General features: G+C 67.7%; 19 protein-coding genes. 9 read left to right on the plus strand and 10 right to left on the minus strand.

Annotation, left to right across the window (positions count from 1 at the left end; all coding sequences use genetic code 11):
- Nucleotides 1-10: 10 nt before the first annotated feature.
- A complete protein-coding gene (gene pnp / locus FFS23_RS13905; protein ID WP_137899065.1) occupies nucleotides 11-2,398 on the plus strand; it encodes a polyribonucleotide nucleotidyltransferase in 2,388 nt (795 codons plus the stop codon).
- A 402-nt stretch (nucleotides 2,399-2,800) separates the two neighbouring features.
- Here the strand turns inward: pnp and FFS23_RS13910 are convergent, their stop codons facing one another.
- Nucleotides 2,801-3,205 carry a response regulator gene (locus tag FFS23_RS13910; protein WP_137899066.1) on the minus strand — a complete coding sequence of 135 codons (405 nt, stop codon included), beginning with the start codon at nucleotides 3,203-3,205 and terminating at the stop codon, nucleotides 2,801-2,803.
- A gap of 97 nt (nucleotides 3,206-3,302) precedes the next feature.
- Between FFS23_RS13910 and FFS23_RS13915 the strand changes: the two genes are divergently transcribed.
- The 3 genes from FFS23_RS13915 to FFS23_RS20145 all read left to right on the plus strand — a co-directional run bounded on the left by FFS23_RS13915 (nucleotide 3,303) and on the right by FFS23_RS20145 (nucleotide 5,314).
- Nucleotides 3,303-4,058, plus strand: coding sequence for a Crp/Fnr family transcriptional regulator (locus FFS23_RS13915; protein ID WP_137899067.1), 756 nt, complete (start codon nucleotides 3,303-3,305; stop codon nucleotides 4,056-4,058).
- Complete coding sequence (locus FFS23_RS13920; protein ID WP_171009498.1) at nucleotides 4,045-5,028, plus strand: sensor histidine kinase; 984 nt, start codon at nucleotides 4,045-4,047, stop codon at nucleotides 5,026-5,028. Before FFS23_RS13915 ends, FFS23_RS13920 begins: the two co-directional genes overlap by 14 nt.
- A gap of 112 nt (nucleotides 5,029-5,140) precedes the next feature.
- Complete coding sequence (locus FFS23_RS20145) at nucleotides 5,141-5,314, plus strand: hypothetical protein (RefSeq protein ID WP_171009499.1); 174 nt, start codon at nucleotides 5,141-5,143, stop codon at nucleotides 5,312-5,314.
- A gap of 220 nt (nucleotides 5,315-5,534) precedes the next feature.
- Here the strand turns inward: FFS23_RS20145 and FFS23_RS13925 are convergent, their stop codons facing one another.
- A complete protein-coding gene (locus FFS23_RS13925; RefSeq protein WP_137899069.1) occupies nucleotides 5,535-6,392 on the minus strand; it encodes a 2,4-didehydro-3-deoxy-L-rhamnonate hydrolase in 858 nt (285 codons plus the stop codon).
- A gap of 244 nt (nucleotides 6,393-6,636) precedes the next feature.
- Here FFS23_RS13925 and FFS23_RS13930 point away from each other — a divergent pair, with 244 nt between their 5' ends.
- The 3 genes from FFS23_RS13930 (at nucleotide 6,637) to FFS23_RS20150 (ending at nucleotide 8,946) form a co-directional block, all read left to right on the plus strand.
- A complete protein-coding gene (locus FFS23_RS13930; protein WP_137899070.1) occupies nucleotides 6,637-7,737 on the plus strand; it encodes an AI-2E family transporter in 1,101 nt (366 codons plus the stop codon).
- 129 nt (nucleotides 7,738-7,866) lie between these two features.
- Nucleotides 7,867-8,562: a response regulator transcription factor CtrA gene (gene ctrA, locus FFS23_RS13935; RefSeq protein ID WP_038663154.1), complete on the plus strand. Its 696-nt coding sequence runs from the start codon at nucleotides 7,867-7,869 to the stop codon at nucleotides 8,560-8,562.
- A gap of 213 nt (nucleotides 8,563-8,775) precedes the next feature.
- Nucleotides 8,776-8,946, plus strand: coding sequence for a hypothetical protein (locus FFS23_RS20150; RefSeq protein WP_156143826.1), 171 nt, complete (start codon nucleotides 8,776-8,778; stop codon nucleotides 8,944-8,946).
- A gap of 15 nt (nucleotides 8,947-8,961) precedes the next feature.
- On the opposite strand, the gene FFS23_RS13940 is transcribed toward FFS23_RS20150, so the two are convergent.
- Nucleotides 8,962-10,596, minus strand: a complete 1,635-nt coding sequence (locus FFS23_RS13940; RefSeq protein WP_137899078.1) for an amidohydrolase — start codon at nucleotides 10,594-10,596, stop codon at nucleotides 8,962-8,964.
- A 104-nt stretch (nucleotides 10,597-10,700) separates the two neighbouring features.
- Between FFS23_RS13940 and FFS23_RS13945 the strand changes: the two genes are divergently transcribed.
- Complete coding sequence (locus tag FFS23_RS13945; RefSeq protein WP_137899071.1) at nucleotides 10,701-11,939, plus strand: threonine ammonia-lyase; 1,239 nt, start codon at nucleotides 10,701-10,703, stop codon at nucleotides 11,937-11,939.
- Between the two features lie 311 nt (nucleotides 11,940-12,250).
- Here FFS23_RS13945 and FFS23_RS13950 read toward each other — a convergent pair whose 3' ends face one another.
- Nucleotides 12,251-12,496: a hypothetical protein gene (locus FFS23_RS13950; protein ID WP_137899072.1), complete on the minus strand. Its 246-nt coding sequence runs from the start codon at nucleotides 12,494-12,496 to the stop codon at nucleotides 12,251-12,253.
- A 221-nt stretch (nucleotides 12,497-12,717) separates the two neighbouring features.
- On the opposite strand from FFS23_RS13950, the gene FFS23_RS13955 reads away from it, so the two are divergent.
- Entirely contained in the window at nucleotides 12,718-13,509 is a 792-nt protein-coding gene (locus tag FFS23_RS13955) for an arginyltransferase (protein WP_137899073.1), read from the plus strand.
- Between the two features lie 9 nt (nucleotides 13,510-13,518).
- Here the strand turns inward: FFS23_RS13955 and FFS23_RS13960 are convergent, their stop codons facing one another.
- From FFS23_RS13960 to FFS23_RS13985, 6 genes are all read right to left on the minus strand, one after another.
- A complete protein-coding gene (locus FFS23_RS13960) occupies nucleotides 13,519-14,517 on the minus strand; it encodes a cell wall hydrolase (RefSeq protein WP_249340685.1) in 999 nt (332 codons plus the stop codon).
- 168 nt (nucleotides 14,518-14,685) lie between these two features.
- Nucleotides 14,686-16,773: a catalase gene (locus tag FFS23_RS13965; RefSeq protein WP_137899074.1), complete on the minus strand. Its 2,088-nt coding sequence runs from the start codon at nucleotides 16,771-16,773 to the stop codon at nucleotides 14,686-14,688.
- 362 nt (nucleotides 16,774-17,135) lie between these two features.
- The gene (locus FFS23_RS13970; RefSeq protein ID WP_137899075.1) at nucleotides 17,136-17,939 is read right to left on the minus strand and encodes a transglutaminase family protein; all 804 of its coding nucleotides are present in this window, start codon (nucleotides 17,937-17,939) and stop codon (nucleotides 17,136-17,138) included.
- Nucleotides 17,939-18,874 (minus strand): alpha-E domain-containing protein, encoded by a 936-nt coding sequence (locus FFS23_RS13975; protein WP_038667203.1) that lies wholly within the window; start codon nucleotides 18,872-18,874, stop codon nucleotides 17,939-17,941. Before FFS23_RS13975 ends, FFS23_RS13970 begins: the two co-directional genes overlap by 1 nt.
- Nucleotides 18,874-20,370, minus strand: a complete 1,497-nt coding sequence (locus tag FFS23_RS13980) for a circularly permuted type 2 ATP-grasp protein (RefSeq protein WP_137899076.1) — start codon at nucleotides 20,368-20,370, stop codon at nucleotides 18,874-18,876. Before FFS23_RS13980 ends, FFS23_RS13975 begins: the two co-directional genes overlap by 1 nt.
- 117 nt (nucleotides 20,371-20,487) lie before the next feature.
- Nucleotides 20,488-22,482, minus strand: coding sequence for a protein-disulfide reductase DsbD domain-containing protein (locus FFS23_RS13985; protein ID WP_137899077.1), 1,995 nt, complete (start codon nucleotides 22,480-22,482; stop codon nucleotides 20,488-20,490).
- Nucleotides 22,483-22,643: the final 161 nt, after the last annotated feature.

Here is a 22,643-nt window from a genome sequence, read left to right on the forward strand (position 1 = left end):
AGGAAAATACATGTTCAATGCCAAGAAGGTATCGATCGAGTGGGGCGGCCAGACGCTGACCCTCGAAACGGGCAAGGTCGCCCGCCAGGCCGACGGCGCGGTGATCGCGACGCTCGGCGAGACGGTCGTGCTCTGCGCCGTCACCGCGGCGAAGTCGGTGAAGGAAGGCCAGGATTTCTTCCCGCTGACCGTCCATTATCAGGAGAAATTCTCCGCCAGCGGCCGCATCCCCGGCGGCTTCTTCAAGCGCGAGCGCGGCGCCACCGAGCGTGAGACGCTGGTCAGCCGCCTGATCGATCGTCCGATCCGCCCGCTGTTCCCCGAGGGCTTCTACAACGAGATCAACTGCATCGCGCAGGTGCTCAGCTATGACGGCGAGAATGAGCCCGATCTGCTGGCGATGATCGCCGCCTCGGCGGCGATGACGCTGTCGGGCGTGCCCTTCATGGGCCCGATCGGCGCGGCACGCGTCGGCTATAAGGACGGCGAGTATCAGCTCAATCCGTCGGACGCCGAAGTCGCCAACGGCGACCTCGACCTGATGGTCGCGGCGACGCACGACGCGGTGATGATGGTCGAGTCCGAAGCCAACGAGCTGTCGGAAGACGTCATGCTCGGCGCCGTGATGTTCGCGCATCGCGCGTCGCAGCAGGTCATCGACGCGATCATCAAGCTCGCCGAACAGGCCGCCAAGGAGCCCTGGGAACTGAAGGTCCAGGACGACAGCGCCGGCGTGAAGGCCAAGCTCAAGAAGCTGATCGGCAAGGACCTGGAGGCGGCGTACAAGCTGACCGACAAGCAGGCCCGCCAGACCGCGATCAACGAAGCCCGTGCGAAAGCACGTGAAGGCATGGCCGACCTCAAGGACAGCGATCCCCAGGCCTATCTCGCCAGCCTCAAGCTGGTGAAGAAGCTGGAGGCGGACATCGTCCGCACCGCGATCCTCAAGACCGGCCGCCGCATCGACGGTCGCGACACCAAGACGGTCCGTCCGATCGAGGCGGAAGTCCACTTCCTGCCGCGCGCGCACGGTTCGGCGCTGTTCACGCGTGGCGAGACGCAGACGATCGCGACCACCACGCTCGGCACCCGCGACGCGGAGCAGATGATCGACGGCCTCGGCGGCCTGTCGTACCAGAATTTCATGCTCCACTATAACTTCCCGCCCTATTCGGTCGGTGAAGTCGGCCGCTTCGGCGCGCCGGGCCGTCGCGAGGTCGGTCACGGCAAGCTGGCATGGCGCGCGCTGCGCCCGGTGCTGCCGACCAAGGAGGAATTCCCCTACACGATCCGCGTCACCAGCGACATCACGGAGAGCAACGGGTCGTCGTCGATGGCGACGGTGTGCGGCGGTTCGCTGTCGATGATGGATGCCGGCGTGCCGCTGAAGCGCCCGGTGTCGGGCATCGCGATGGGCCTGATCCTCGAGGGCAAGGACTTCGCCGTCCTGTCGGACATCCTCGGCGACGAGGATCACCTCGGCGACATGGACTTCAAGGTGGCCGGCACCAGCGAGGGCATCACCTCGCTGCAGATGGACATCAAGATCGCCGGCATCACCGAAGAGATCATGAAGGTCGCGCTGGCACAGGCGCATGAGGGCCGCGCGCACATCCTCGGCGAGATGGCCAAGGCGCTGGGCGAGACCCGCTCGGAGCTGTCGGCGCACGCGCCGCGCATCGAGACCTTCTCGATCGACAAGTCGAAGATCCGCGAAGTCATCGGCACCGGCGGCAAGGTGATCCGCGAGATCGTCGCGCAGACCGGCGCCAAGGTCGACATCGACGACGAGGGCGTCATCAAGGTCTCCTCGTCCGATCCGGCGCAGATCGAGGCCGCGATCAAGTGGATCAAGGGCCTCGTCGAGGAAGCGGAAGTCGGCAAGGTCTATGACGGCAAGGTCGTCAACCTCGTCGATTTCGGCGCCTTCGTGAACTTCATGGGCGGCAAGGACGGTCTCGTCCACGTCTCGGAGATCAAGAACGAGCGCGTCGAGAAGGTCTCGGACGTCCTCTCGGAAGGCCAGGCCGTCAAGGTCAAGGTCCTCGAGATCGATCCGCGCGGCAAGGTCCGCCTGTCGATGCGCGTCGTCGACCAGGAAACCGGCGCCGAGCTGGAGGACACGCGTCCGGCACGTGAGCCCCGCGAAGGTGGTGACCGTGGTCCGCGCGGCCCGCGCAGCGGCGGCGGCGATCGTGACGGCGGTGGCCGTGGCGACCGTGGCCCGCGTCGCGACGGCGGCGGACGTGACGGCGGTGGCCGTGGTCCGCGTCGCGACGGCGGCGACCGTGGTCCCCGCGGCGAGGGCGGCGATCGCGGTCCGCGCAACGGCGGCGGCAACGACGACGGCCCCGCGCCCGAGTTCGCGCCGGCGTTCCTGACCGAAACGCGCGACTGATCCTGCGGATCGACGTGAGCAAGAGGGGTTCGGCAGCGATGCCGGACCCCTTTTTCGTGAAGGGATGAGGCGACATGCGGGCCCCCAAGGATTCGTCCGGGCCGATTGCCAAGCGATAAATTCCTACCTCGCTAGGGCAGGGCAATCGCATATTGACGCTCGTGCGAGCCTGTCGTCTTCCACGCCCACCCCGTCACCCCGGACTTGTTCCGAGGTCCACCCTGCGGCGAGGAGAAAGGCTTGATTCGACACCGTTCTCTTGCGGCCTGGTGGACCCCGGAACGAGTCCGGGGTGACGAATCTGATGAGGAAACCGATCGAGCCTCATCAGCGCAGCCATATGCGAATGCCCTGCCCTAGCTGGGGAGGAATTTCGGCGGCGGCGCCGTCCGGGATGCGCCGTCAGGGCGTCGGCAGCGATACCGTGGCGCCGGTCCACACTTGCTCCGCCGCGGCGCGGAGATGGCCGGTCGACACCGGCTTGTCGCAGCGTGGCAGCGCGCGATAGCGGTCCGGGATGATCGCCGCGTCATAGCCGCTGGTGATCAGCACGCGCACCTCGGCCGCGAGCAAACGGTCGATCAGCGGATAGACCAACGTCTCGCGCAGGTTGATGTCGAGGATCGCGACATCGGGCGCTTCGGCCTCGGCGAGCAGCCGCATCGCCTGCGGCAGCGAGGCGACCGGCCCGACCACCTGCGCGCCGACCGCGCGCAAATCACGCGCCAGATCGTCCGCGATCAGATATTCGTCCTCGACGATGAGGATGGATCGCCCGGCCAGCGGTGATGCTGCTGCTGATGTCATTGAGCTACTCCCTGTAAAACAAGGGATAATGAATCAGGCGCCGGCGGCTTTAACATGGGTAAGCGAGCAGAAGCGACAAATGCTGTCAAGTTTCACCATGTCACCTGCGCCACTCGCCAATCGCCTGATCACCCGGCTGCAGCATTATGTCGTGTTCGCCGACGACGAACGCGCGGCGATCGAGACGGCGTGCGCGGGACCGCCGCTCGCGGTACGCCAGCGCCGCGACCTGATCCGCGAGGGCGATCGTCCGCGCGGCGTCAATCTGATCGTCGACGGCTGGGCGTTCCGCTACAAGACGCTGGAGGACGGGCGGCGACAGATCATCGCCTTCCACCTGCCCGGCGACCTCTGCGACGTGCATGGCTATATCCTGCGCGAAATGGATCATTCGGTCGGCGCGCTGACCCCCGTGCGCTACGTCGAGATCCCGCGCGACCAGATCGAGGCGCTGGCAGCGCTCGGCCCGCGCGTCAATCAGGCCTTGTGGTGGGACGCGCTGACCGGCGCGGCGATCCAGCGCGAGTGGACGGTGAATCTGGGCCAGCGCGATGCACTGGAGCGGCTGTCGCACCTCTTTTGCGAGCTGATCTTCCGCCTGCGCGTCGTCGGCATGGTCGACGGCGCGCGCTGCGAGATCCCGCTGACCCAGACCGACCTGGCCGAAGCGACAGGGATGACGCCGGTTCACGTCAACCGGATGGTGCAGGAGCTGCGCTCCCGCAACCTGATCCGCTGGAAGGGGCGCGAGTTCGAGGCGCTCGATCTTGACGGGCTGTGCGATGTCGCGATGTTCAATCCGGCCTATCTCCACCTCGATCACGAAGGACGGCATCTGGATGCCAACGGGTAATCCTCCCGCCATCGTCGCCACCGCTGCCGACCCACCCGCCGCGTGCGGCCCGATCGACTGGCACGCCGCCGCCGAGGGGGGCAGCCTCGCCTTCGCCGCCGCCTGGTCGTCGCTGACCGGGCAAAGCGCGGCGGAGCGCGCCGGAAGCGGCTGGCTCGCCTGCCTTCATCCGGACGATCATGCCGTGCTCACCGCCGGCTGGTATCGCGCGCGCACGACCCGGCTGTTCAGCGCCGATCTGCGCGTGCGCGCGGTCGCGACGGGCGAGTATCGCTGGCTGCGCGTGCAGGGCAGGCCCGCCGGCGACGGCACCGACGATTGGCGCGGCAGCGCGATCGACATTTCCGACCTGCACCAGCGACTCGCCGGCGAAGGCCGGCTGCGGGCCGCGCTCCACCATCGCATCCGCAACGCGATGGCGATCATCCGCTCGATCGCGCGGCGCACCGCGGAGAATAGCGATACGGTGGAGGACTATCGCAACCATTTCGATGGCCGTCTCGCCGCTTTCGCGCGGACGCAGAGCCATATCATGCGCGCCGGCGACCAGGGCGTCGACCTGGAGGGACTGCTTGCCGACGCGCTGCTCGCGCATCAGGTCGGCGGCCGCGTCGGCTATGGCGGCCCCGAGGTGCGGCTGCCGCCGCGGCTCGCCGATCAGCTTGGCATCGCCTTCCACGAACTGACCGACAATGCCGTCCAGCACGGCGCGCTGCGCCGCGACGACGGCCGCCTCGACATCCGCTGGTCGACCGCGGGCGGCGACGACGACGAAGGCGGACGCCAGCTCCACATCCAGTGGCACGAGGATCTGCCCGCCGGCGGCGTCATGGCGCCGGTCGGCGAGGGCTTCGGGCTCGAACTGCTCACCCGCAGCCTGCGTTACGAAGTCGACGCGACGGTGACGCTCGATTTCGCCGATCGCGGCATGCGATGCGCTATCGCGCTGCCGCTCGACGACGTGGGATAGCGTCGCCGGATTGATCCAATTGAATTCGAAATTGCGAAAAAACCGTTATAGATGAATTGCCTGCCGCGCAGACCCAGAGCGGCGGGGAATGATTTCGAACGGGAGGCGCGCCATGCAGATGTCAGCCGATATCGAATTCTATGTCCGCCGCGAACGCCAGGAACGACAGCTCGCCGAGCGCGCGCGCGATACCGACGGGCGCCGCGTCCATCTCGAACTGGCGCGCTGCTACGCGCAACTGATCGCCGACGCCGGCGAGGGCAACGCCCGTTCCGATCCCGCGTGACCACAGAATAGTCGCACGAGTCCGTCCGGGCGGGTGTGCAGTGTTCCCATTCCCGTCACGCCGGATCGGTCGGAGACCCGTGCAAAGCTGCCCCCGGTGCTCCTGCGAAAGCAGGAGCCCAGGAGTCCCGATCACCATAAGACGGTGTTCTACTTGGCACTAGGCTCCTGCTTTCGCAGGAGCACTGTGTTGCGCCACCAACGATTCGGCATTTGTCGGTTCAGGCCCGTGCCGCGTCGCCGGGATGGCGCCACGCGACCACCTGCTGGCGCTGCGTGCCAAGCCGGTCGATCGCCAGCTCCATCACGTCGCCCGCCTTGAGGTAGATCGATTGCGGCTTCTTGCCCTCGCCGACGCCCGGCGGGGTGCCGGTGATCAGCAGGTCGCCCGGCAGCAAGGTGACATATTCGCTGACGTAGCTGATCAGCTGCTTGAGATCGAAGATCATCGTGCTGGTATTGCCGGTCTGCATCCGCGCGCCGTTGACGTCGAGGTGCATGGCGAGCGCCTGCACGTCGCCGATCTCGTCGGGCGTGACCAGCCACGGGCCGACCGGGCAGAAGGTGTCGTGGCCCTTGCCCTTCGACCATTGCGTGCCGCGCTGCTTCTGGTTGAACCGCTCAGACACGTCGTTGGCGAGCACATAGCCGGCGACATGGTCGAGCGCCGCATCCTCGGACACGTAGCGGCAGGTCTTGCCGATGATCACGCCCAGCTCGACCTCCCAGTCGCTGTGCGTCGAATCCTTGGGCAGCATGACGTCGTCGTTCGGGCCGGACAGGCTCGACAGCGCCTTCATGAACATCATCGGCTCGGTCGGGATCGGCAGGTTCGATTCGATCGCATGATCGCGATAGTTGAGGCCGACCGCGACGATCTTGCCGATGCCCTTGACCGGCACGCCGTAGCGCGGCGTCCCGTCGACCACCGGCAGCGCCGCGACGTCCGCGGCGCGCACCGCAGGGATCGCATCGACGGTGATGTCGGCGACCACGCCCGACAGGTCGCGGATGCGACCGGCATCGTCGACGAGGCCGGGCTGTTCCTGGCCGGGCTGGCCGAAGCGGCAGAGTTTCATGAGGAGCTCTTTCGGTAAGAGGAAGGGCGCCGGAAAACGCAAGGACGCCACGATGTTGCGCCGCTCCGTACAACCGCCGCCGCGCCGGCGAAACCCCACCGACGCAGGCAGGCCCGCGACGACGAAGGTCCTGCACCCGTTTCGCCGGTTATACGTTACACCTGCGGCGCGCCGAATCGCAGCGCCGGGGAGAGACGTCCGTGACCACCGCCGCCTGCGTACGATCTCCCGGCCGGGCGCGCGCGTGAACCGTCTCGCCCCCGATGCGGACGACGCCCGCTTCATCCGCCGCATCCTCTACATCCTCGTCATCGCCGCGGTCGCCGCGGCTTTGTTCAAGGCGGGCAATCTGCTCATCCTCGCCTTCGGCTCGATGCTCGGCGCGATCGCGATCCACGCGATCGCCGATCTCTATCGCGATCACCTGCGCGTCCCCGAGAAGGCGTCGCTCGGCCTCGGCATCGCCACCGCCTTCGGTATCGTCGCCTTCCTCGTCTGGCTGTTCGGGGTGCAGTTCCGCGAACAGGTCAACGTGCTCGTCACGCAATTGCCCGGCCTGCTCGATCAGCTTGCCGCCTGGGCGTCGCGCAGTCCGGTCGGCGCCAAGATCGTCGACGCGGTGCAACAGGCCTATGCCGGTTCGCAGGCCGCGCAGGACGTCAGCGGGCTCGTCCAGGGCGGCGGCGAGCTGTTGCTCAACAGCCTGCTGCTGCTCGTCGGCGCCGCCTTCTTCGCCGCCGATCCCGGCATCTACCAGCGCGGCTTCCTGTTCCTGATCCCGCGCGGCAAGCGGCCGGCGATCGAGGATGCGCTGTTCGACGTCGGCTCGACGTTGCGGCTGTGGCTGCGCTCGTCGCTGATCCTGATGACCAGCATGGGCGTGCTGGTCGGCGTCGGGCTGTGGATTTCGGGCGTGCCCTCCGCCGCGGCGCTCGGCCTGCTCGCCGGCCTGTCGGAGTTCATCCCCTATATCGGCCCGACCGCGGCGATGATCCCGGCGCTGGGCCTCGCCGCGACGCAGGGGACCGGGCCGCTGATCGGCACGCTCGTCACTTATGCGCTAGTGCGGCTGATCCAGACCAACTTCATCACCCCTTATGTACAGGCGCGCGTCATCTCGATCCCGCCGGCGATCACCGTCTTCGCGATCATCGGCATCGGCGTGATCTTCGGCATCTTCGGCCTGTTCTTCTCCGCCGCGCTGCTCGTGGTCATCTTTACGCTCGTGCGCAGCCTCTACCTGCGCGAGGTTCTGGGCGAGGATATTCCGCGCAGCCGCCATCAAACCTTGCTGGGTCCAGACCTTACGCCGACGGATCCCGACGAGGATGTGAAAAAAGATTAACCCATGTGGTCCGGCAGCCGCTGGATTAAACCCTAATTAACCTTTTGCCTTCAGATGTTCTTTGGTTAATGAATCGGGTCGAGCCGTGCAGCAGGGGTGCTCAGGGTATGGCCAGCAGGGGACGACGCGATGCGAGTGCTGTTGATCGAGGACGAGCCGACCACCGCCAAGGCGATCGAGCTGATGCTCGGGACCGAAGGCTTCAACGTCTACACCACCGATCTGGGCGAAGAGGGCCTCGATCTCGGCAAGCTGTACGATTACGACATCATCCTGCTCGATCTCAATCTGCCGGACATGCACGGCTATGACGTGCTCAAGAAGCTGCGCGTCGCCCGCGTCGCGACCCCGGTGCTGATCCTGTCGGGGATCAACGAGATGGATTCGAAGGTGCGCAGCTTCGGCTTCGGCGCCGACGATTACGTCACCAAGCCGTTCCATCGCGAGGAACTGATCGCGCGTATCCACGCCGTCGTCCGCCGCTCGAAGGGGCACAGCCAGTCGGTCATCCGCACCGGCAAGCTCGCGGTCAATCTCGATGCCAAGACGGTCGAGGTCGACGGCAGCCGCGTCCATCTGACCGGCAAGGAATATGCGATGCTCGAGCTGCTCTCGCTGCGCAAGGGCACGACGCTGACCAAGGAGATGTTCCTTAACCATCTCTACGGCGGCATGGACGAGCCCGAGCTGAAGATCATCGACGTCTTCATCTGCAAGCTGCGCAAGAAACTCAGCCTCGCCTGCGAAGGCGAAAATTATATCGAGACGGTCTGGGGTCGCGGCTATGTGCTTCGCGAACCAGAAGAAATTGGCGCAGTCGCCTGATCTGACATTTGCGCCACGTCCGGCGAACAAGAGCTGCGGCATGTCCAATGCCGCAGCTTTTTTGTTGCGTTGTGAGGATCGCAGGCGCGCACCGGAACGACCATTTCCAACCCGAATCCTGATCGAGATCAGGAAGCCTGACTTCCCAAACGTTAATATCCCTTTAGAGAATCGTATAATAAAAACGACTTACCAACAGGGGGGATCATATCCATGCCGACCGCAATCGATACCGCGACCAATCAAGCGGCGCTGAGCGCCAAATATATGATCCTCGACGCGCTCGAGCTGCTCGACGGATTGCAGTCCTTCTCGGCGCAGATCGCCGCGGTCCACCTCGCGCATGCGCTCGAGATGATCGACGCCGGCGGTGCCGAACTCTGACCGTCGCGGGAGCGGTTACTTCCGCTCCCACACCTTGTAGCCGCCCACCCACGTCTCCTGCACCTTCGTGGCGCGCAGGTCGGTGGGCGAGGCGAGCAACGGATCGCGGTCGACGATGATGAAGTCCGCCTGCATCCCCGGCGCGAGCCGGCCGATGCGATCCTCGGCGAAGCCGGCATAGGCCGCGCCGCCGGTAAAGCCCCACCAGCCCTGTTCGCGCGTCACCGCTTCCTCCGGGCGCCAGCCGCCGAACGGCTGGCCGTCGGCGCCCTGCCGGGTGAACGACGCCGCCCAGCCCGCCCAGGGATCGGGTCGCTCGACCGGATAGTCCGATCCGAACGCCAGCTTCGATCCGTTCTTGAGCATCGACGCCCAGGCATAGGCGCCGGTCAGCCGCTGCGGCCCCAGCCGCGCCTCCGCCATCACCCGGTCGCCGGTCTCGTGCGTCGGCTGCATCGAGGCGATCGTGCCATATTTCCCGAAACGCGGCAGGTCGACGGGATCGACGATCTGCGCATGCTCGACACGCCAGCGCCGGTCGCCCTTGTAGGTCTGCGCCATCTCGTCGATCGCATCGAGCACCTCGGCATTGGCGCGGTCGCCGATCGCGTGAACCGCGACCTGATAGCCGTCCATCGCCGCGCGGCTCATCAGGTTGCGCAGCACCGTGTCGGTCATGAAGCCCGCGCCCGACTGGCCCGGCGCATCGGCATAGGGCGCCTTCAGCCACGCGCCGCGCGAGCCCAGCGCGCCGTCGGCATAGAGCTTCACCCCGACCAGCTTGAGCTTGTCGGCGTACAGCCACGGCGTCGGCCCGGTGCCGCCGATCTGCACCGTCGTGTCGACGCCCATGCCGTAGCTCATGATGCGCACGCGCAGCCCGCCGAGATCGCCGATGCGGCGATAGGTCAGCCAGTCCTCGATGCTCGTCCCCATGTCGGCGGTGGCGGTGACGCCATAACTGAGCAGGATGGTCTGCGCCTTGACGAAGGCGGCGTTGCGATCCTTGCCGAGCGGCTGCGGCACCACCTTGGCGACGAGGCTCTGCGCGGCGTCGACGAACACGCCCGCGGGCTGGCCCCCTGCCCCCTTCTCGATCCGCCCGCCGGCGGGCGAGACGCTCTTGGCGGTCACCCCCGCCGCCTTCAATGCGGCGCTGTTGCCCCAGCTCGCATGACCGTCGGCGCGCGCGAGCCACACCGGCCGGTCGCCGACCGCCGCGTCGAGCTCCGCGGCGGTGGGGAAGCGGCCGAGACCCCAGGCCTCCTGATTCCAGCCGCCCCCGATGATCCACGCCTTGTCGGGATTGGTGCGGGCGTATTCGGCGATCTTCGCCTGCGCCTCCGCGAGGCTCTTGGTCTCGGACAGATCGAGTTCGAGCGCGCGAAAGCCCAGTTCCATGACATGGCCGTGCGCGTCGATCATCCCGGGCAGCAACGTCTTGCCCTTGAAATCGACCCGCCAGTCGAGCTTGTCGGGACGCTTGTCCTTCGCACCGAGCAATTTGGCGACATGCCCGTCGGGCGTCACCAGCAACGCCTGGAAGCGGACGACCTTGCCGTCCTTGTCCAGCGTCAGCCCGTTGACGTTGTCGACGATCCCGTCCGCCCCCGCCACCGCGGGCAGCATCCATGCCGTCGCCAGCAACATCGCCTTGAGCACGCCGCCGGTGCGCCCGCTGATAACCCATTGTGCCATGCCGTCCCGCATAAGCGGTGTTCCCCCGCCGCACCAGATGGTCTAGCGGGACCGATATGGCCTCGAACCCCGCCGCAACCGCTTTGCCCGTCAGCATCGATGACGTCCGCGCCGCCCATGCCCGCATCCGCGACGCGATCGTCCGCACGCCGACGCTGATCAGCAAGACGCTGAGCGAGATGACCGGCGCGAAGGTCTATCTCAAGTTCGAGAACCTCCAGTTCACCGCCGCCTATAAGGAACGCGGCGCGCTCAACACCTTGCTGCAATTGTCGCCGGAAGCACGCGCCAAGGGCGTCATCGCCGCCTCGGCGGGCAATCATGCGCAGGGCCTCGCCTATCACGCCAACCGGCTGGGTATCCCGGCGACGATCGTCATGCCGCGCACCACGCCGACGGTGAAGGTGATGCAGACCGAGGGCCACAAGGCGAAGGTCGTGCTGGAGGGCGAGACGTTCGACGCCGCCTATGCGCATGCCCGCGTGCTCGAGGCGCAATGCGACTTCACCTTCGTCCATCCGTTCGACGATCCGCGCGTCATCGCCGGTCAAGGCACCGCGGCGGTCGAAATGCTGGAGGACGTGCCGGGCCTCGACACGCTGTTGATCCCGATCGGCGGCGGCGGCCTGATTTCGGGCACGTCGATCGTCGCACGCGCCGCGGATCATGCGATCGAGGTGGTCGGCGTGCAGGCCGAACTGTTCCCGTCGATGTACAACCGGATCAACGGCACCGATCTGCCCTGCGCCGGCGACACGCTCGCCGAGGGCATCGCGGTCAAGGAGCCGGGCGGCATCACCGCGCGGATGGTCGCCGAACTGGTCGACGACATCGTGCTGGTCGGCGAGCGCAATCTCGAGGAGGCGGTCAGCCTGCTGCTCCAGATCGAGAAGACGGTCGTAGAGGGCGCCGGCGCCGCCGGCCTCGCCGCGCTGATGGCCTATCCCGAGCGGTTCAAGGGCCGCACCGTCGGCATCATCCTGTGCGGCGGCAATATCGACACGCGGCTGCTCGCCAACGTGCTGCTGCGCGACCTCGCGCGGTCGGGGCGGCTGGCGCGGTTGCGCGTGCGGATGCAGGACCAGCCGGGCGCATTGTACAATGTCGCGCGCATCTTCGACGCGCAGCGCGTCAACATCATCGAAGTCTATCACCAGCGCATCTTCACCTCGCTGCCCGCCAAGGGCCTGTTCACCGAGATCGAATGCGAGGCGCGCGACCGCGACCACCTCAACCGCCTGATCGCCGCACTGCGCGACGGCGGCTATGAGACGAGCATGGTGGAACAGGCGTAAGGCCGTTCGGAAGGGCTGACGCATCAGAAGATTTGAGTAAGCCCGCCGTCTGCCAAACCCACCCCGTCACCCCGGACGTGTTCCGGGGTCCACTCTGCGGCGAGGGGAAAGGCTTGAGCCGACACCGTTCCCCCGCGGCCGGGTGGACCCCGGAACAAGTCCGGGGTGACGACCCTGATGGGGAAGCCGATCGAACCTCATCGCCTTTGCCAAATGCGCCAGCTCTCTAGGCGGCGCAGAAATCACCACCCACACGAAAACGGGGGCCGCGCCGTGGCGCAGCCCCCGTTTCGTCAGGTCGAACCGTCAGCTTAGTTGCTGTCGGAATCGCCGTCCTGCACGACGGCGACGACGCCGATCGCGACCACGCCGGCAACGATGAGCGCGGCGAGGAGACCGCCACCGGCCAGCTCGCTCTTCTTCGACGACGGCGCGCTGGCGCGGACCGACTTGGCGACCGACAGCGACGCGGCGGGGTTGGCAGGCGCGGCGCTAGCAGCGACCGGAGCGGCAATCATCGCCAAGGCGGCGAGCAAACCAGCGAAAGTCTTCGACATAAACAAAACTCCAAGCGGAATGGATACCGGGAACGACCGGTTACCAACTTTGTTCCTGCAGCGCAACATCGTCCCGTTTTGGAGCCGACTATGGTTGCGGCAACACACTTAGCCAGAAATTAACCTTTTTTGATCCGAATGCCACTTTGCAGCGCGCCGCGGTGCATTCATAGATCGACGGCACCGCATCGCGCGTGGCACGTTCCAGGGGATTGCCGGCGGTGACTGCGCCTTTTCGTTTTCCGCGCTTTTTCGTCACGACCCCCGCCCCCTGCCCTTATCTGCCGGGGCGTCAGGAGCGCAAGGTCTTTACCGAATTGAGCGGCCCGCATGCCGGTGAACTCAACGACGCGCTCAGCCGGATCGGTTTCCGCCGGTCGCAGGGCGTCGCCTATCGTCCGTCCTGCGCGGGCTGCACCGCCTGCGTCTCGGTGCGCATCGTCACGCAGGAATTCGCGCCCAACGCCAGCCAGCGCAAGCTGCTGCGCCGGAACGGCGACCTCGAAATCGCCGTCTGCCGCCCATGGGCGACCGACGAGCAATTCCAGTTGCTCCGCCGCTACCTCGCCGCGCGCCACCCCGGCGGCGGCATGGCCGGGATGGACGAGGACGATTACGCCGACATGATCGAGCATTCGCCGGTCAATTCGATGATCGTCGAATATCGCACCCGCACCACCGACGGATCGCGCGGCGAACTGGTCGGCGCCTGCCTCACCGATCGGCAGGCGGACGGATTGTCGATGATCTACAGCTTCTTCGCCGCCGACGAGGAGGGGGCGGAGGCGCGTCCGGGACTCGGCAACGTCATCATCATGGATCACATCGCCCGCGCCCGCGATGCCGGGCTGCCGTTCGTCTATCTCGGCTATTGGGTGAAGGGCTCGGCGCGCATGGCGTACAAGACGCGCTATCGCCCGCTCGAAGTGCTCGGACCGAACGGCTGGCGGCTGCTCACCGAGGAGGATGTCGTCGCCACGCCGGCGCGCGAGCCGGCGCTCGCCCCCGCCTGACCGGGCGGATCAGCCCGGGTCGGTCTCTTCGCCGACCGTCGCGCCGGCGGTGACGAAGCGCTGCGGCGCGACGCTGCCGAGATGGACGCGCACCCCCGCGGCGACGGTGATCCGCGGCGCGGCGACCGCGTTCGCAATCGCTGCGGGCGCGGAGGCTGCGGGCGCATCGGGGCGGACGATCGCCGCCACCTGACCGCGGTGCACGGTGACGCCGCCATCCGCGCCGCTGTCGCGATACAGCGCCGCGGTCTGCGCCGCCGCGTCGGCGACATCGGGTTGCAACGGCAGCGGCTCGACGCCGGCATAAGCGGCGCGAAAGCTCAACGCCCCCTCCATCGCCCCGCGCCAGCGGTAGAAGATATGCGCGCCGACCGCGCCGATCCGCGCGAGGCTCGACGCCCACCACGGCAGGATCGCATTGGTGTGATAGAAGGTCGCGGCCCCGATCGGCGCATAGACGCTGCCCGCCAGCGCCGCCTCGGCCACCGCGCGTGCGCGCTGCCAGGCGGCGGGGTCGCGGCGATAGTCCATCGATCCGTCGCAGGTGAAGGAGAATTGGCAGCCGGTGCGTCGCTGCGATCCCTGGAACACCACGCCGCAGACGCTGTGCGGAAAGGCGCGGTCGCGCACCCGGTTGAGCACCACCTGCGCCACCGCGCGCTGGCCGTCGAGCGGCTCCGAGCGCGCTTCATAATAGACCGCGGCGGTCAGGCAGTCGGCGGCGCGTGCCGCATCGTCCTGGCTCTGCGCCTGCGCGAGGAAGGCGGGCGCGGCCTGCACGAACGCCGGCGCCGCCTCGTCGGCGACGGAAGCGCGCAGCGTCGCGGGCAATCCCGCGAGCCCCGGCGTATCGAGTGCCAAGGCATGGAGCAACTGCCGCGGGCTCGCCACCGGCTGCGCCTGTTCGCCCGCGGTCGCCGCCTCACGGTGCGGCGCGCACGACGAGGTGACCAGCAATGCCAGCCCGAGGAAGCCCCGTTCGATCATCGAAGTCCGCCAGCGTCTCACGCGACCGGCGATAAACGCCCCGACTTATGATCGGGTTAACCGGGACATACCCGAATCCACCCCGTCACCCCGGCCCTGAGCCGGGGTCCCGCTTCCTTGGACGGTGAGGAAGCGGGATGCCGGATCAAGTCCGGCATGACGGGGAAAGAGAGGCCCGAAGGATCGACATCACGCCAGCGTGCGCACCTTCGATTCGCGATCCCAATAGCGCTGCTTCGCCGCCTCGACGAAGCCGCCGAGATCGGTGACGCCCTCGTCCGCCTCGACGCCAGCCTTGTCGAGCAGCGGCTTGGCCTCGGCGTTGAAGCCGATCGCCTTGAGATGGCCGAAGGCGTCCATCACCCATTGCACCGCCGCGGCTTCCTTGACGAGCTTGGCGGTTGCCGCCTCCGACAGGATGACCGCACAGGCGTCGAGCGTCGCCGAGGGCTGGCCGAACAGCTGCGAGTCCGCCGCGACCGACGAGCCGTCCGACAGCGGCACCTTGCCGACCTTGGGCGCGACCAGCACCGCACGGCCGCCCGCCTCCTTCACCGCATCCTTGAGCGAGGCGAGCGCCCCGGCATCGCTGCCATCGGCGATCAGGATACCGACCGAACGGCCCTCCAGCGTATGCCGTTCGAGCGGCCCACGGATGATCCGCAGCGCCGGCGACGGGTCCATGTCGAGCACCGGTGCCGCGGTCGGCGACGCAGGCGGCAGGTCCATCGCCAGCCCGTCGGCGACGCGCGCGGCGAGGTCCTCGTCGACGTTGCGCAGATTGGCCATCATCGCCGTGCGGATGTGCTCCAGCCCGACCTTCGACAGTTCGAACACCAGCGCCGAGGCGATATGCGCCTGTTCCGCCGGGTCCATCGAGCGGAAGAACAGCCGCGCCTGGCTATAGTGATCGGCGAAGCTCTCCGGGCGGATGCGCAGCTTCTGGCCCTCTTCCTCCGACGGGAAGGTCTTGTAGCCCTTGTCCGGATCCTCGCGCGCGCCGGCTTCCTCGCCGACCTTGGCGAGGCTGTTCGGCTCGTAATTGGCGCGGCCCTTGGGCACCGCCATCTGCATGTGACCGTCGCGCTGCTGGTTCAGGAACGGGCAGCCCGCCGCCGCCGCACGGCCCTTGGCCGAATTGATCGGCAGCTGGTGGAAATTGACCGAGCCCAGGCGCGACAATTGCGTGTCGGTATAGGAGAACAGCCGCCCCTGGAGCAGCGGATCGTTGGAGAAGCCGATGCCGGGGACGACATGGCTCGGCACGAACGCCGCCTGTTCGGTCTCGGCGAAGAAATTGTCGGGATAGCGATCGAGCACCATCCGGCCGACGATCTTCACCGGCAGCACTTCCTCGGGGATGATCTTGGTCGCGTCGAGCACGTCATAGGGCTGGCTGTTGGCGAACTCCTCGTCGAACAGCTGCAGGCCCAATTCCCACGTCGGGAAGTCGCCGCGATCAATGCTCTCGAACAGGTTGCGGCGCTGGAAGTCCGGATCGGCGCCCGCCACCTTGACTGTCTCGTCCCAGATCGTCGAGGCGAGGCCCGCCTTCGGCTTCCAGTGGAACTTGACGAAGGTGCTCTTCCCCTCCTTGTTGATGAAGCGGAAGGTATGGACGCCGAACCCCTCCATATTGGCGAAGGTGCGCGGCAGCGTGCGGTCCGACATCGCCCACATGATCATATGGGTCGATTCGGGCATCAGGCTGATGAAGTCCCAGAAGGTGTCGTGCGCGGTCGCCGCCTGCGGATAGCCGCGATCGGCCTCCATCTTGGCGGCGTGGATCAGGTCGGGGAATTTGATCGCATCCTGGATGAAGAACACCGGGATGTTGTTGCCGACGAGGTCCCAATTGCCTTCGCGCGTGTAGAATTTGACCGCGAAGCCGCGCACGTCGCGCGGCGTGTCGACCGACCCGGCGCCGCCCGCGACGGTCGAGAAGCGGGTGAACACCTCGGTGCGCTGACCCTTCTTCTGGAACATGTCGGCGACGGTGATGTCGGCGAGGCTCTCGGTGCATTCGAAATAGCCGTGCGCCGCCGAGCCGCGGGCGTGGACGATCCGCTCGGGGATACGCTCGTGATCGAAATGGTTGATCTTCTCGCGATAGACTTCGTCCTCGAGCAGAACGGGGCCGCGCGCGCCGGCCTTGAGCTGGTTCTGGTTGTCGCTCACCGGCGTGCCGTGATTGGTGGTCAGCACGGGATGATCGGCATCGGTACGCTGATGCGTCTCGCCACCGTTGCCGGGGTTCAGGGCCAGGGTATCGGTCATGGGGGTGTCTCGCATCGAAGGGATGGTTCCCGCTCTCAACGAAGCTGGCCTGCGTCAGTGCCTTCGCGCCGGAAACTTTCGCAGAAGCCGGCCGCAATTCCTCCCCGTCAGGGCAGGGCCATCGCATAGGGACGTAGGTGTAAGTCGCTCGTGCTCCAAACCCACCCCGTCACCCCGGACTCGTTCCGGGGTCCACCCCGCGGCGAGGAGGAAGGCTTGGTTCGACCCTGCTCTTGCGGCCCGGTGGACCCCGGAACAAGTCCGGGGTGACGGGGGAAGCTTGGAAGACAACAGGCTCGCACGAGCGGCCAGATGCGACAGCCAGCTATCGCGAGCTAGGAATTGCGCAATGGGACAGGCGGCTATTGCGCCGCCGACACCGTCACCGCGACGTCGAGTTCCTCCTCGCCCTCGCCGAGCCGCGATCCCGCCACCGGCGCCGCGCCGGAGGCGTCGAGCGCCGCCGCGACGCGCACGCTCTCTTCCTGCGGCGACCGGCCGGTGAACGGATCGAAGCCGACCCAGCCGAGCCCGTCGACATGCGCTTCCGCCCAGCCGTGCGGCGTCGGCCGCAGCGAACCCTCGACCACGCTATACCCCGACACGTAGCGTGCCGGCAGGCCGAGCGATCGCGCCGCCACGGTGAAGATCTGCGCCAGGTCGCGCGAGGTCGCCGCCGGGCGCGCGAACGCCGCCGCGGCGCTCAATCCCGGCTCGGGCCGCGTGCGATCGACCGCGAAGCGGGCGTTCACCGCGCGATTGAGCGCGTGCAGCTTGCCCACCGCGCCGTCCGCCGCGCCGGTCACCTCGGCGGCGAACGCCGCAATATCCGGATCGCGCGGCGTCGCTTCGGTCGCGCGCAGGAACACCGCCGGCGGCAGCACCTCGTTGACGCCGCGCACGACGCCGTCGGAATGGCTGGTCAGCACCTCGCCACGCACCGCGATCTCGATATCGGCGATCGGCCCTTCGGCATACAGCATCGTGACCGCATTGCCGAAGCCGTCGCGCCCGCGCCGCATCCTGGCGTCGCAATCGACGTCGATCCGCCACCGCGCCACCGTCTGGTCGTGGCTGTTCTCCGGCGTCATGCGCAGCATCTGGACCAGCCGGCTCTGCGGCTCGCTGAAGCGATAGACGGTGCGGTGATCGATCGACAGGCGCATCAGACGAACCGGAACTGGCGGCCGATCGCCTCGTGCAACTGGCCGTTCTCGCGGATGAAGGCCTGCAGATATTGGTGCAGGCCGCTAGCGATCACCTCGCCGGAGCGGGTGCGGCCGAGTCGCGCCGCGCGCATCCGCGCCATCCGGTCCGCCTCGCCATGGCTGCCGGTGCGCTCGGCGAGCAGGCCGAGGATGTCGACGGTGATCTCGGACGAGGCGACGAGGCTGCGCGGCAGTTCGCGGCTGGCGATCAGCAGGTCGATGACGTTGGCCGGCGTCAGCCCGTCCGAATAGAGCCAGCGATAGGCGGTGACCGCCGACACGGTCTGGAGGATCGTCGTCCACTGGTCGCGATCGACGACGCCGCCGACCGTCTCGCCCTCGGGCAGCAGGATATGGTATTTGACGTCGAGCAGTCGCGCACTGTTGTCGGCGCGCTCGACCGCCTGTCCTAGCCGGATGAACCAGTGCGACTGGTTGCGCAGCATCTGGTGCACCGCGCCCTCGAAGCCGCGCGTCTCGTTCTTCACCGCCTCGACGAGGCTCAACGTCGCCTGCGTCTCGCCGATCCGGTGGCGGTTCTCGAACACCAGCCACGCGCGGTTGATCGCGGTCCATGCCTCGCGGCTCAGCGCGGTGCGCACCGCCTTGGCATTGTTGCGCGCGCGATCGAGGCAGCGGATCACCGAGCCGCCATGGCTGGTGTCGAGCGTCAGGAAGCGCACCACGTCGCTTTGTGTCAGTTCGCCGCCATGCGCCGCGAAATCGGCCTCGGTATCGGTGACGGCGAGCGCCGACGACCAGGCCACCTCGCCTGCCGGGCGCGACGACATGACGTCGAGACGCACGGTCGCCTCGATCAGCCGCGCGAAGAAATCGGCGCGCTCGATATAGCGGCCGAGCCAGTAGAGCGACGACGCCGTCCGCGAGAGCATCATACCCCGAACCCCTGCGCCTGCGTCATCCCGCCCATCGTCTGCGTCTGCCGCTGGAACGGACTGTCGGCCATCAGCACGAAACTGTCCTTGGTGCCGCCGCCCTGGCTCGAATTGACCACCAGCGAGCCTTCCTTGAGCGCCACCCGTGTCAGCCCGCCGGGCACCACCTGCACGCCCTTCGATCCGCTCAGCACGAACGGGCGGAAGTCGACGTGGCGCGGGCTGAGGCCGCTGTCGGCCAGCGTCGGCACCGTCGACAGCGCCAGCGTCGGCTGCGCGATATAGCGGTGCGGCTCGGCGATCAGCGCGGCGCGGAACGCCTCGATCTCGGCGCGCGACGCGGTCGGCCCGACCAGCATGCCATAGCCGCCCGAGCCGTCGACCAGCTTGACGACGACCTCGTCGAGATGATCGAGCACGTAGCGCAGCGCCTGCGGCTCGCGGCAGCGCCACGTCTCGACGTTCGGCAGCTTGGCCTCGCCGCCCGAATAGAAACGCACGATCTCCGGCATATAGCTATAGATCGCCTTGTCGTCGGCGATGCCGTTGCCGGGCGCGTTGATGATCGCGACGTTGCCCGCGGCATAAGCGGCGATCAGCCCCGGCACGCCGAGCATCGAATCGGCGCGGAACACCAAAGGATCGAGATAATCGTCGTCGACGCGGCGATAGATGACGTCGACGCGCACCCGCCCGGCGATCGTGCGCATCCACACGATATCGTCGTCGACGACCAGATCCGCCGCCTCGACCAGCTCGATCCCCATCGAATCGGCGAGGAAGCTGTGTTCGTAATAGGCCGAATTGTAATGGCCCGGCGTCAGCACCACGCACACCGGCCCCGACGCGCCGCCGCGCGGCGCCACCGACTTCATCGTCTCGAGCAGCCGGTCGGGATAGCTGTCGACCGGTTCGACGCGATATTCGCGGAACAGCTCGGGGCACAGGCGGACCATCGCCTCGCGATTCTCGAGCATATAGCTCACCCCCGAGGGCGTGCGCGCATTGTCCTCCAGCACGTAGAATTCGTCCGGGCCGGTGCGCACCAGATCGATGCCGCAGATATGCGCCCAGATGCCGTGCGGCGGCCGCATGCCGGCGATTTCGGGGCGGAATTGCGGATTGCCGAGGATCAGGTCCTCGGGCAGCACGCCGTCCTTCAGGATGCGGCGCTCGCCATAGATGTCGTCGAGGAAGGCGTTGATCGCTTCGACCCGTTGCACCAGCCCTTCGGACAGCCGCGACCATTCGTCGGCGAGGAAGACGCGCGGCACGATGTCGAACGGGATGATCCGCTCGCGCGTATCGGTATCGCCATAGACCGCGAAGGTGATGCCGAGCTGGCGGAAGGTCGTCTCCGCCGCCTCCTGTCGCCGGCGCAGTTCGTCGTCGGGCGTCTCCTCCAGCCAGCGCCCGAGGGCAGCCAAGGCCGGGCGCGGCGGCGTATCGCCGTCCATCCCCATGATCTCGTCGAACGCCGGTCGTTTCCCCATCGGAACGTCAAAGCCCTCCACGTGATGCAAGTTCCATGCTGCGAGGAAACGCTGCGCCGCACAAGAGGGTTGGCAAGACGTTAACCGTCTAAATTCCGCCCCCGTTTGGGGGAGAACTTATTTCAGCCCCGCCAGCATTCCCGGGGTCAGCACCTGCGGCAGGACGCGCGGCTCGGCGGCGCCCGGCGCGTAATAGAGGTACAGCGGCACGCCGGCGCGATTGTGCGCCTGAATGAACCGTCCCAACGCGGGATCGCCATCGGTCCAGTCGCCGACCAGCACCGCGACCTTGTTCTTCGCGAAGGCCGCGCGCGTCGCCGCGGTGTCGATCGACGACGCCTCGTTGACCTTGCACGACAGGCACCAGTCAGCGGTGAAATAGGCGAACACCGGCCGCCCCTCCTTGCGCAGCGCCGCCAGCCGCGACTCGCTGAACGCGTCGCCGCCGACCGCCGCGGGCTTGGCCGCGCCGCCGGTCAGCGCCGCCGCCAGCCCCGCCGGCACCACCAGCGCCGCCAGCGCCAGCGCCCAGCCGAAGCCCTCGCCCCGCTTCTGCCGCCGCCCGCCGAGGCTCAGCACCACGCCGGTGACGACCATCGTCGCGACGCCGATCGCAAGCCCCGTCGCCCCCGCCTGCCGCCACGCCAGCCACAGCAAAGCCAGCACGGTCAGCGCCATCGGCACCGCCAGTACGCGCCGGAACCGCTCCATCCATAGCCCCGGCCGCGGCAGCCGTCGCCGCAGCGCCGGCACGAAGCCGATCGCCAGGAACGGCAGCGCCAGCCCCAGCCCGAGCCCCGCGAACACCGCCAGCGCCGCCGGCCACGGCAGCACCAGCGCCGCACCGAGCGCCGCGCCCATGAACGGCCCCGAACACGGCGTCGCGACGAACGCCGCCAGCGCCCCCGTCGCCACCGACCCCGCCGCGCCGCCATGCGACGCGAATTGCGGCACCGGCACCTCGAACCGCCCGGCGAGGTTGAGCGTGATCGCGAAGGTCAGCGCGATCAGCAGCACGACGATCCGCGGGTCCTGCAACTGGAACGCCCAGCCGACCACCGACCCGCCGGCACGCAAGGCGAGGATCAGCCCGCCGAGCGCGACGCACATCAGCACCGCGCCGAGCATATAACCGAGCGCATCGATCCGCGCCGCGCGCTCGTCCTCGCCGCCGCGGGCGAGGTGCAGCGCCTTGAGGCTGAGGATCGGGAAGACGCAGGGCATGACGTTGAGGATCAGCCCGCCGAGCACCGCGCCGGCGAAGGCGAGCAGCGCCGCCGCCCAGCCGCTGCGATCGCTCGCCTGCGCCACCGTCCCGGCATCGGCGTGGATGCTTAGCCCGAGGTCCGGCCCGATGCGCAGCACGCCGGCGATCCGCCCCTTGGGCGCGCCTTCGGTGGCGATCAGCAGCCGGTCGCCGTCGCGCGTCACCGTCTGCGGTGCGGCATATTTGACCATATCCGGGCCGAACGGGAAGAAGGCGGGGTTCTCCACCTTCGCCGCCGCCGGCAGCGGCACCGCGATGACGAGCTTGCCGTCCTTGACCTGATACGTCCCCGCCGCGTCGAGCGGCTTGGGGATCGCGCTGCGCCAGCGGTCGAAGTCCGCGCCATGCGCCGCCGCGCCGTCACCGATCGTCAGGTCGAGGCTGAGATCCTGCTGCTCGGGCACGCAGATCGCATTGGTGCAGACGAGATAGTTGATCGCCAGCTTCACCGGCAGCGGCGTGCCCTTCGCCAGCCCCGCCGGCACCCTCAAGGTCACCAGCGGCGCATAAGGCGCCTCGTAGACATAGTTCATCAGCCCGGCGATCAGCAGCGTCGTCGGCACCGGCCATTGCGGCTCGCCGTCGACCGCCGCGCTTTTGGGCAGGGTCCAGGCGAAGGACGGCGCGAAGCCGGCATCGCCCGGATTGCGCCAATAGCCGTGCCAGCCCGGCGCCGGCCGCGTGTCGATCGCCAATGTCACCGGCGCACCGGCACGCGGCGTATCGCTCTCCGCGACCAGCCGCATGGCGAGATGCTTCGGCCCGTCCGCCGGCGCGAGATCGGCATGCGCCGCGCCCGCCCACATCAAGGCCAACGTCATCAGCGCGCAACACAGTGCGCGCATCGTTCCATCGGCGGCGTGCCGCCCGACCCTAGTTGCCCGATCCATCGCCCATCGCCATAGCGATGCCGGCCCCGTAAAACGAGTGTTCCCGATGAAAGCGCTGATCGCCGCCGCCCTGCTCGCCTCCGCCGCAGCCGCGGCCCCCGCCGCCGCCCAACAGG

It is taken from the genome of Sphingomonas sp. 2SG, from assembly GCF_005503285.1.
GTDB classification, from domain to species: Bacteria; Pseudomonadota; Alphaproteobacteria; order Sphingomonadales; family Sphingomonadaceae; genus Sphingomonas; species Sphingomonas taxi.

What these genes read in the sequence shown, in the direction of transcription:
- FFS23_RS20150 (WP_156143826.1), top strand. Translation starts at nt 8,776, where the DNA reads ATGCCGACCGCAATCGATACCGCGACCAATCAAGCGGCGCTGAGCGCC.
- FFS23_RS13950 (WP_137899072.1), bottom strand. Translation starts at nt 12,496, where the DNA reads ATGTCGAAGACTTTCGCTGGTTTGCTCGCCGCCTTGGCGATGATTGCC.
- FFS23_RS13940 (WP_137899078.1), bottom strand. Translation starts at nt 10,596, where the DNA reads ATGTTGCTGGCGACGGCATGGATGCTGCCCGCGGTGGCGGGGGCGGAC.
- FFS23_RS13980 (WP_137899076.1), bottom strand. Translation starts at nt 20,370, where the DNA reads ATGGGGAAACGACCGGCGTTCGACGAGATCATGGGGATGGACGGCGAT.
- FFS23_RS13970 (WP_137899075.1), bottom strand. Translation starts at nt 17,939, where the DNA reads ATGCGCCTGTCGATCGATCACCGCACCGTCTATCGCTTCAGCGAGCCG.
- FFS23_RS13915 (WP_137899067.1), top strand. Translation starts at nt 3,303, where the DNA reads ATGTCACCTGCGCCACTCGCCAATCGCCTGATCACCCGGCTGCAGCAT.
- FFS23_RS13945 (WP_137899071.1), top strand. Translation starts at nt 10,701, where the DNA reads ATGGCCTCGAACCCCGCCGCAACCGCTTTGCCCGTCAGCATCGATGAC.
- FFS23_RS13910 (WP_137899066.1), bottom strand. Translation starts at nt 3,205, where the DNA reads ATGACATCAGCAGCAGCATCACCGCTGGCCGGGCGATCCATCCTCATC.
- pnp (WP_137899065.1), top strand. Translation starts at nt 11, where the DNA reads ATGTTCAATGCCAAGAAGGTATCGATCGAGTGGGGCGGCCAGACGCTG.
- FFS23_RS20145 (WP_171009499.1), top strand. Translation starts at nt 5,141, where the DNA reads ATGCAGATGTCAGCCGATATCGAATTCTATGTCCGCCGCGAACGCCAG.
- FFS23_RS13920 (WP_171009498.1), top strand. Translation starts at nt 4,045, where the DNA reads ATGCCAACGGGTAATCCTCCCGCCATCGTCGCCACCGCTGCCGACCCA.
- FFS23_RS13975 (WP_038667203.1), bottom strand. Translation starts at nt 18,874, where the DNA reads ATGCTCTCGCGGACGGCGTCGTCGCTCTACTGGCTCGGCCGCTATATC.
- FFS23_RS13925 (WP_137899069.1), bottom strand. Translation starts at nt 6,392, where the DNA reads ATGAAACTCTGCCGCTTCGGCCAGCCCGGCCAGGAACAGCCCGGCCTC.
- ctrA (WP_038663154.1), top strand. Translation starts at nt 7,867, where the DNA reads ATGCGAGTGCTGTTGATCGAGGACGAGCCGACCACCGCCAAGGCGATC.
- FFS23_RS13985 (WP_137899077.1), bottom strand. Translation starts at nt 22,482, where the DNA reads ATGCGCGCACTGTGTTGCGCGCTGATGACGTTGGCCTTGATGTGGGCG.
- FFS23_RS13965 (WP_137899074.1), bottom strand. Translation starts at nt 16,773, where the DNA reads ATGACCGATACCCTGGCCCTGAACCCCGGCAACGGTGGCGAGACGCAT.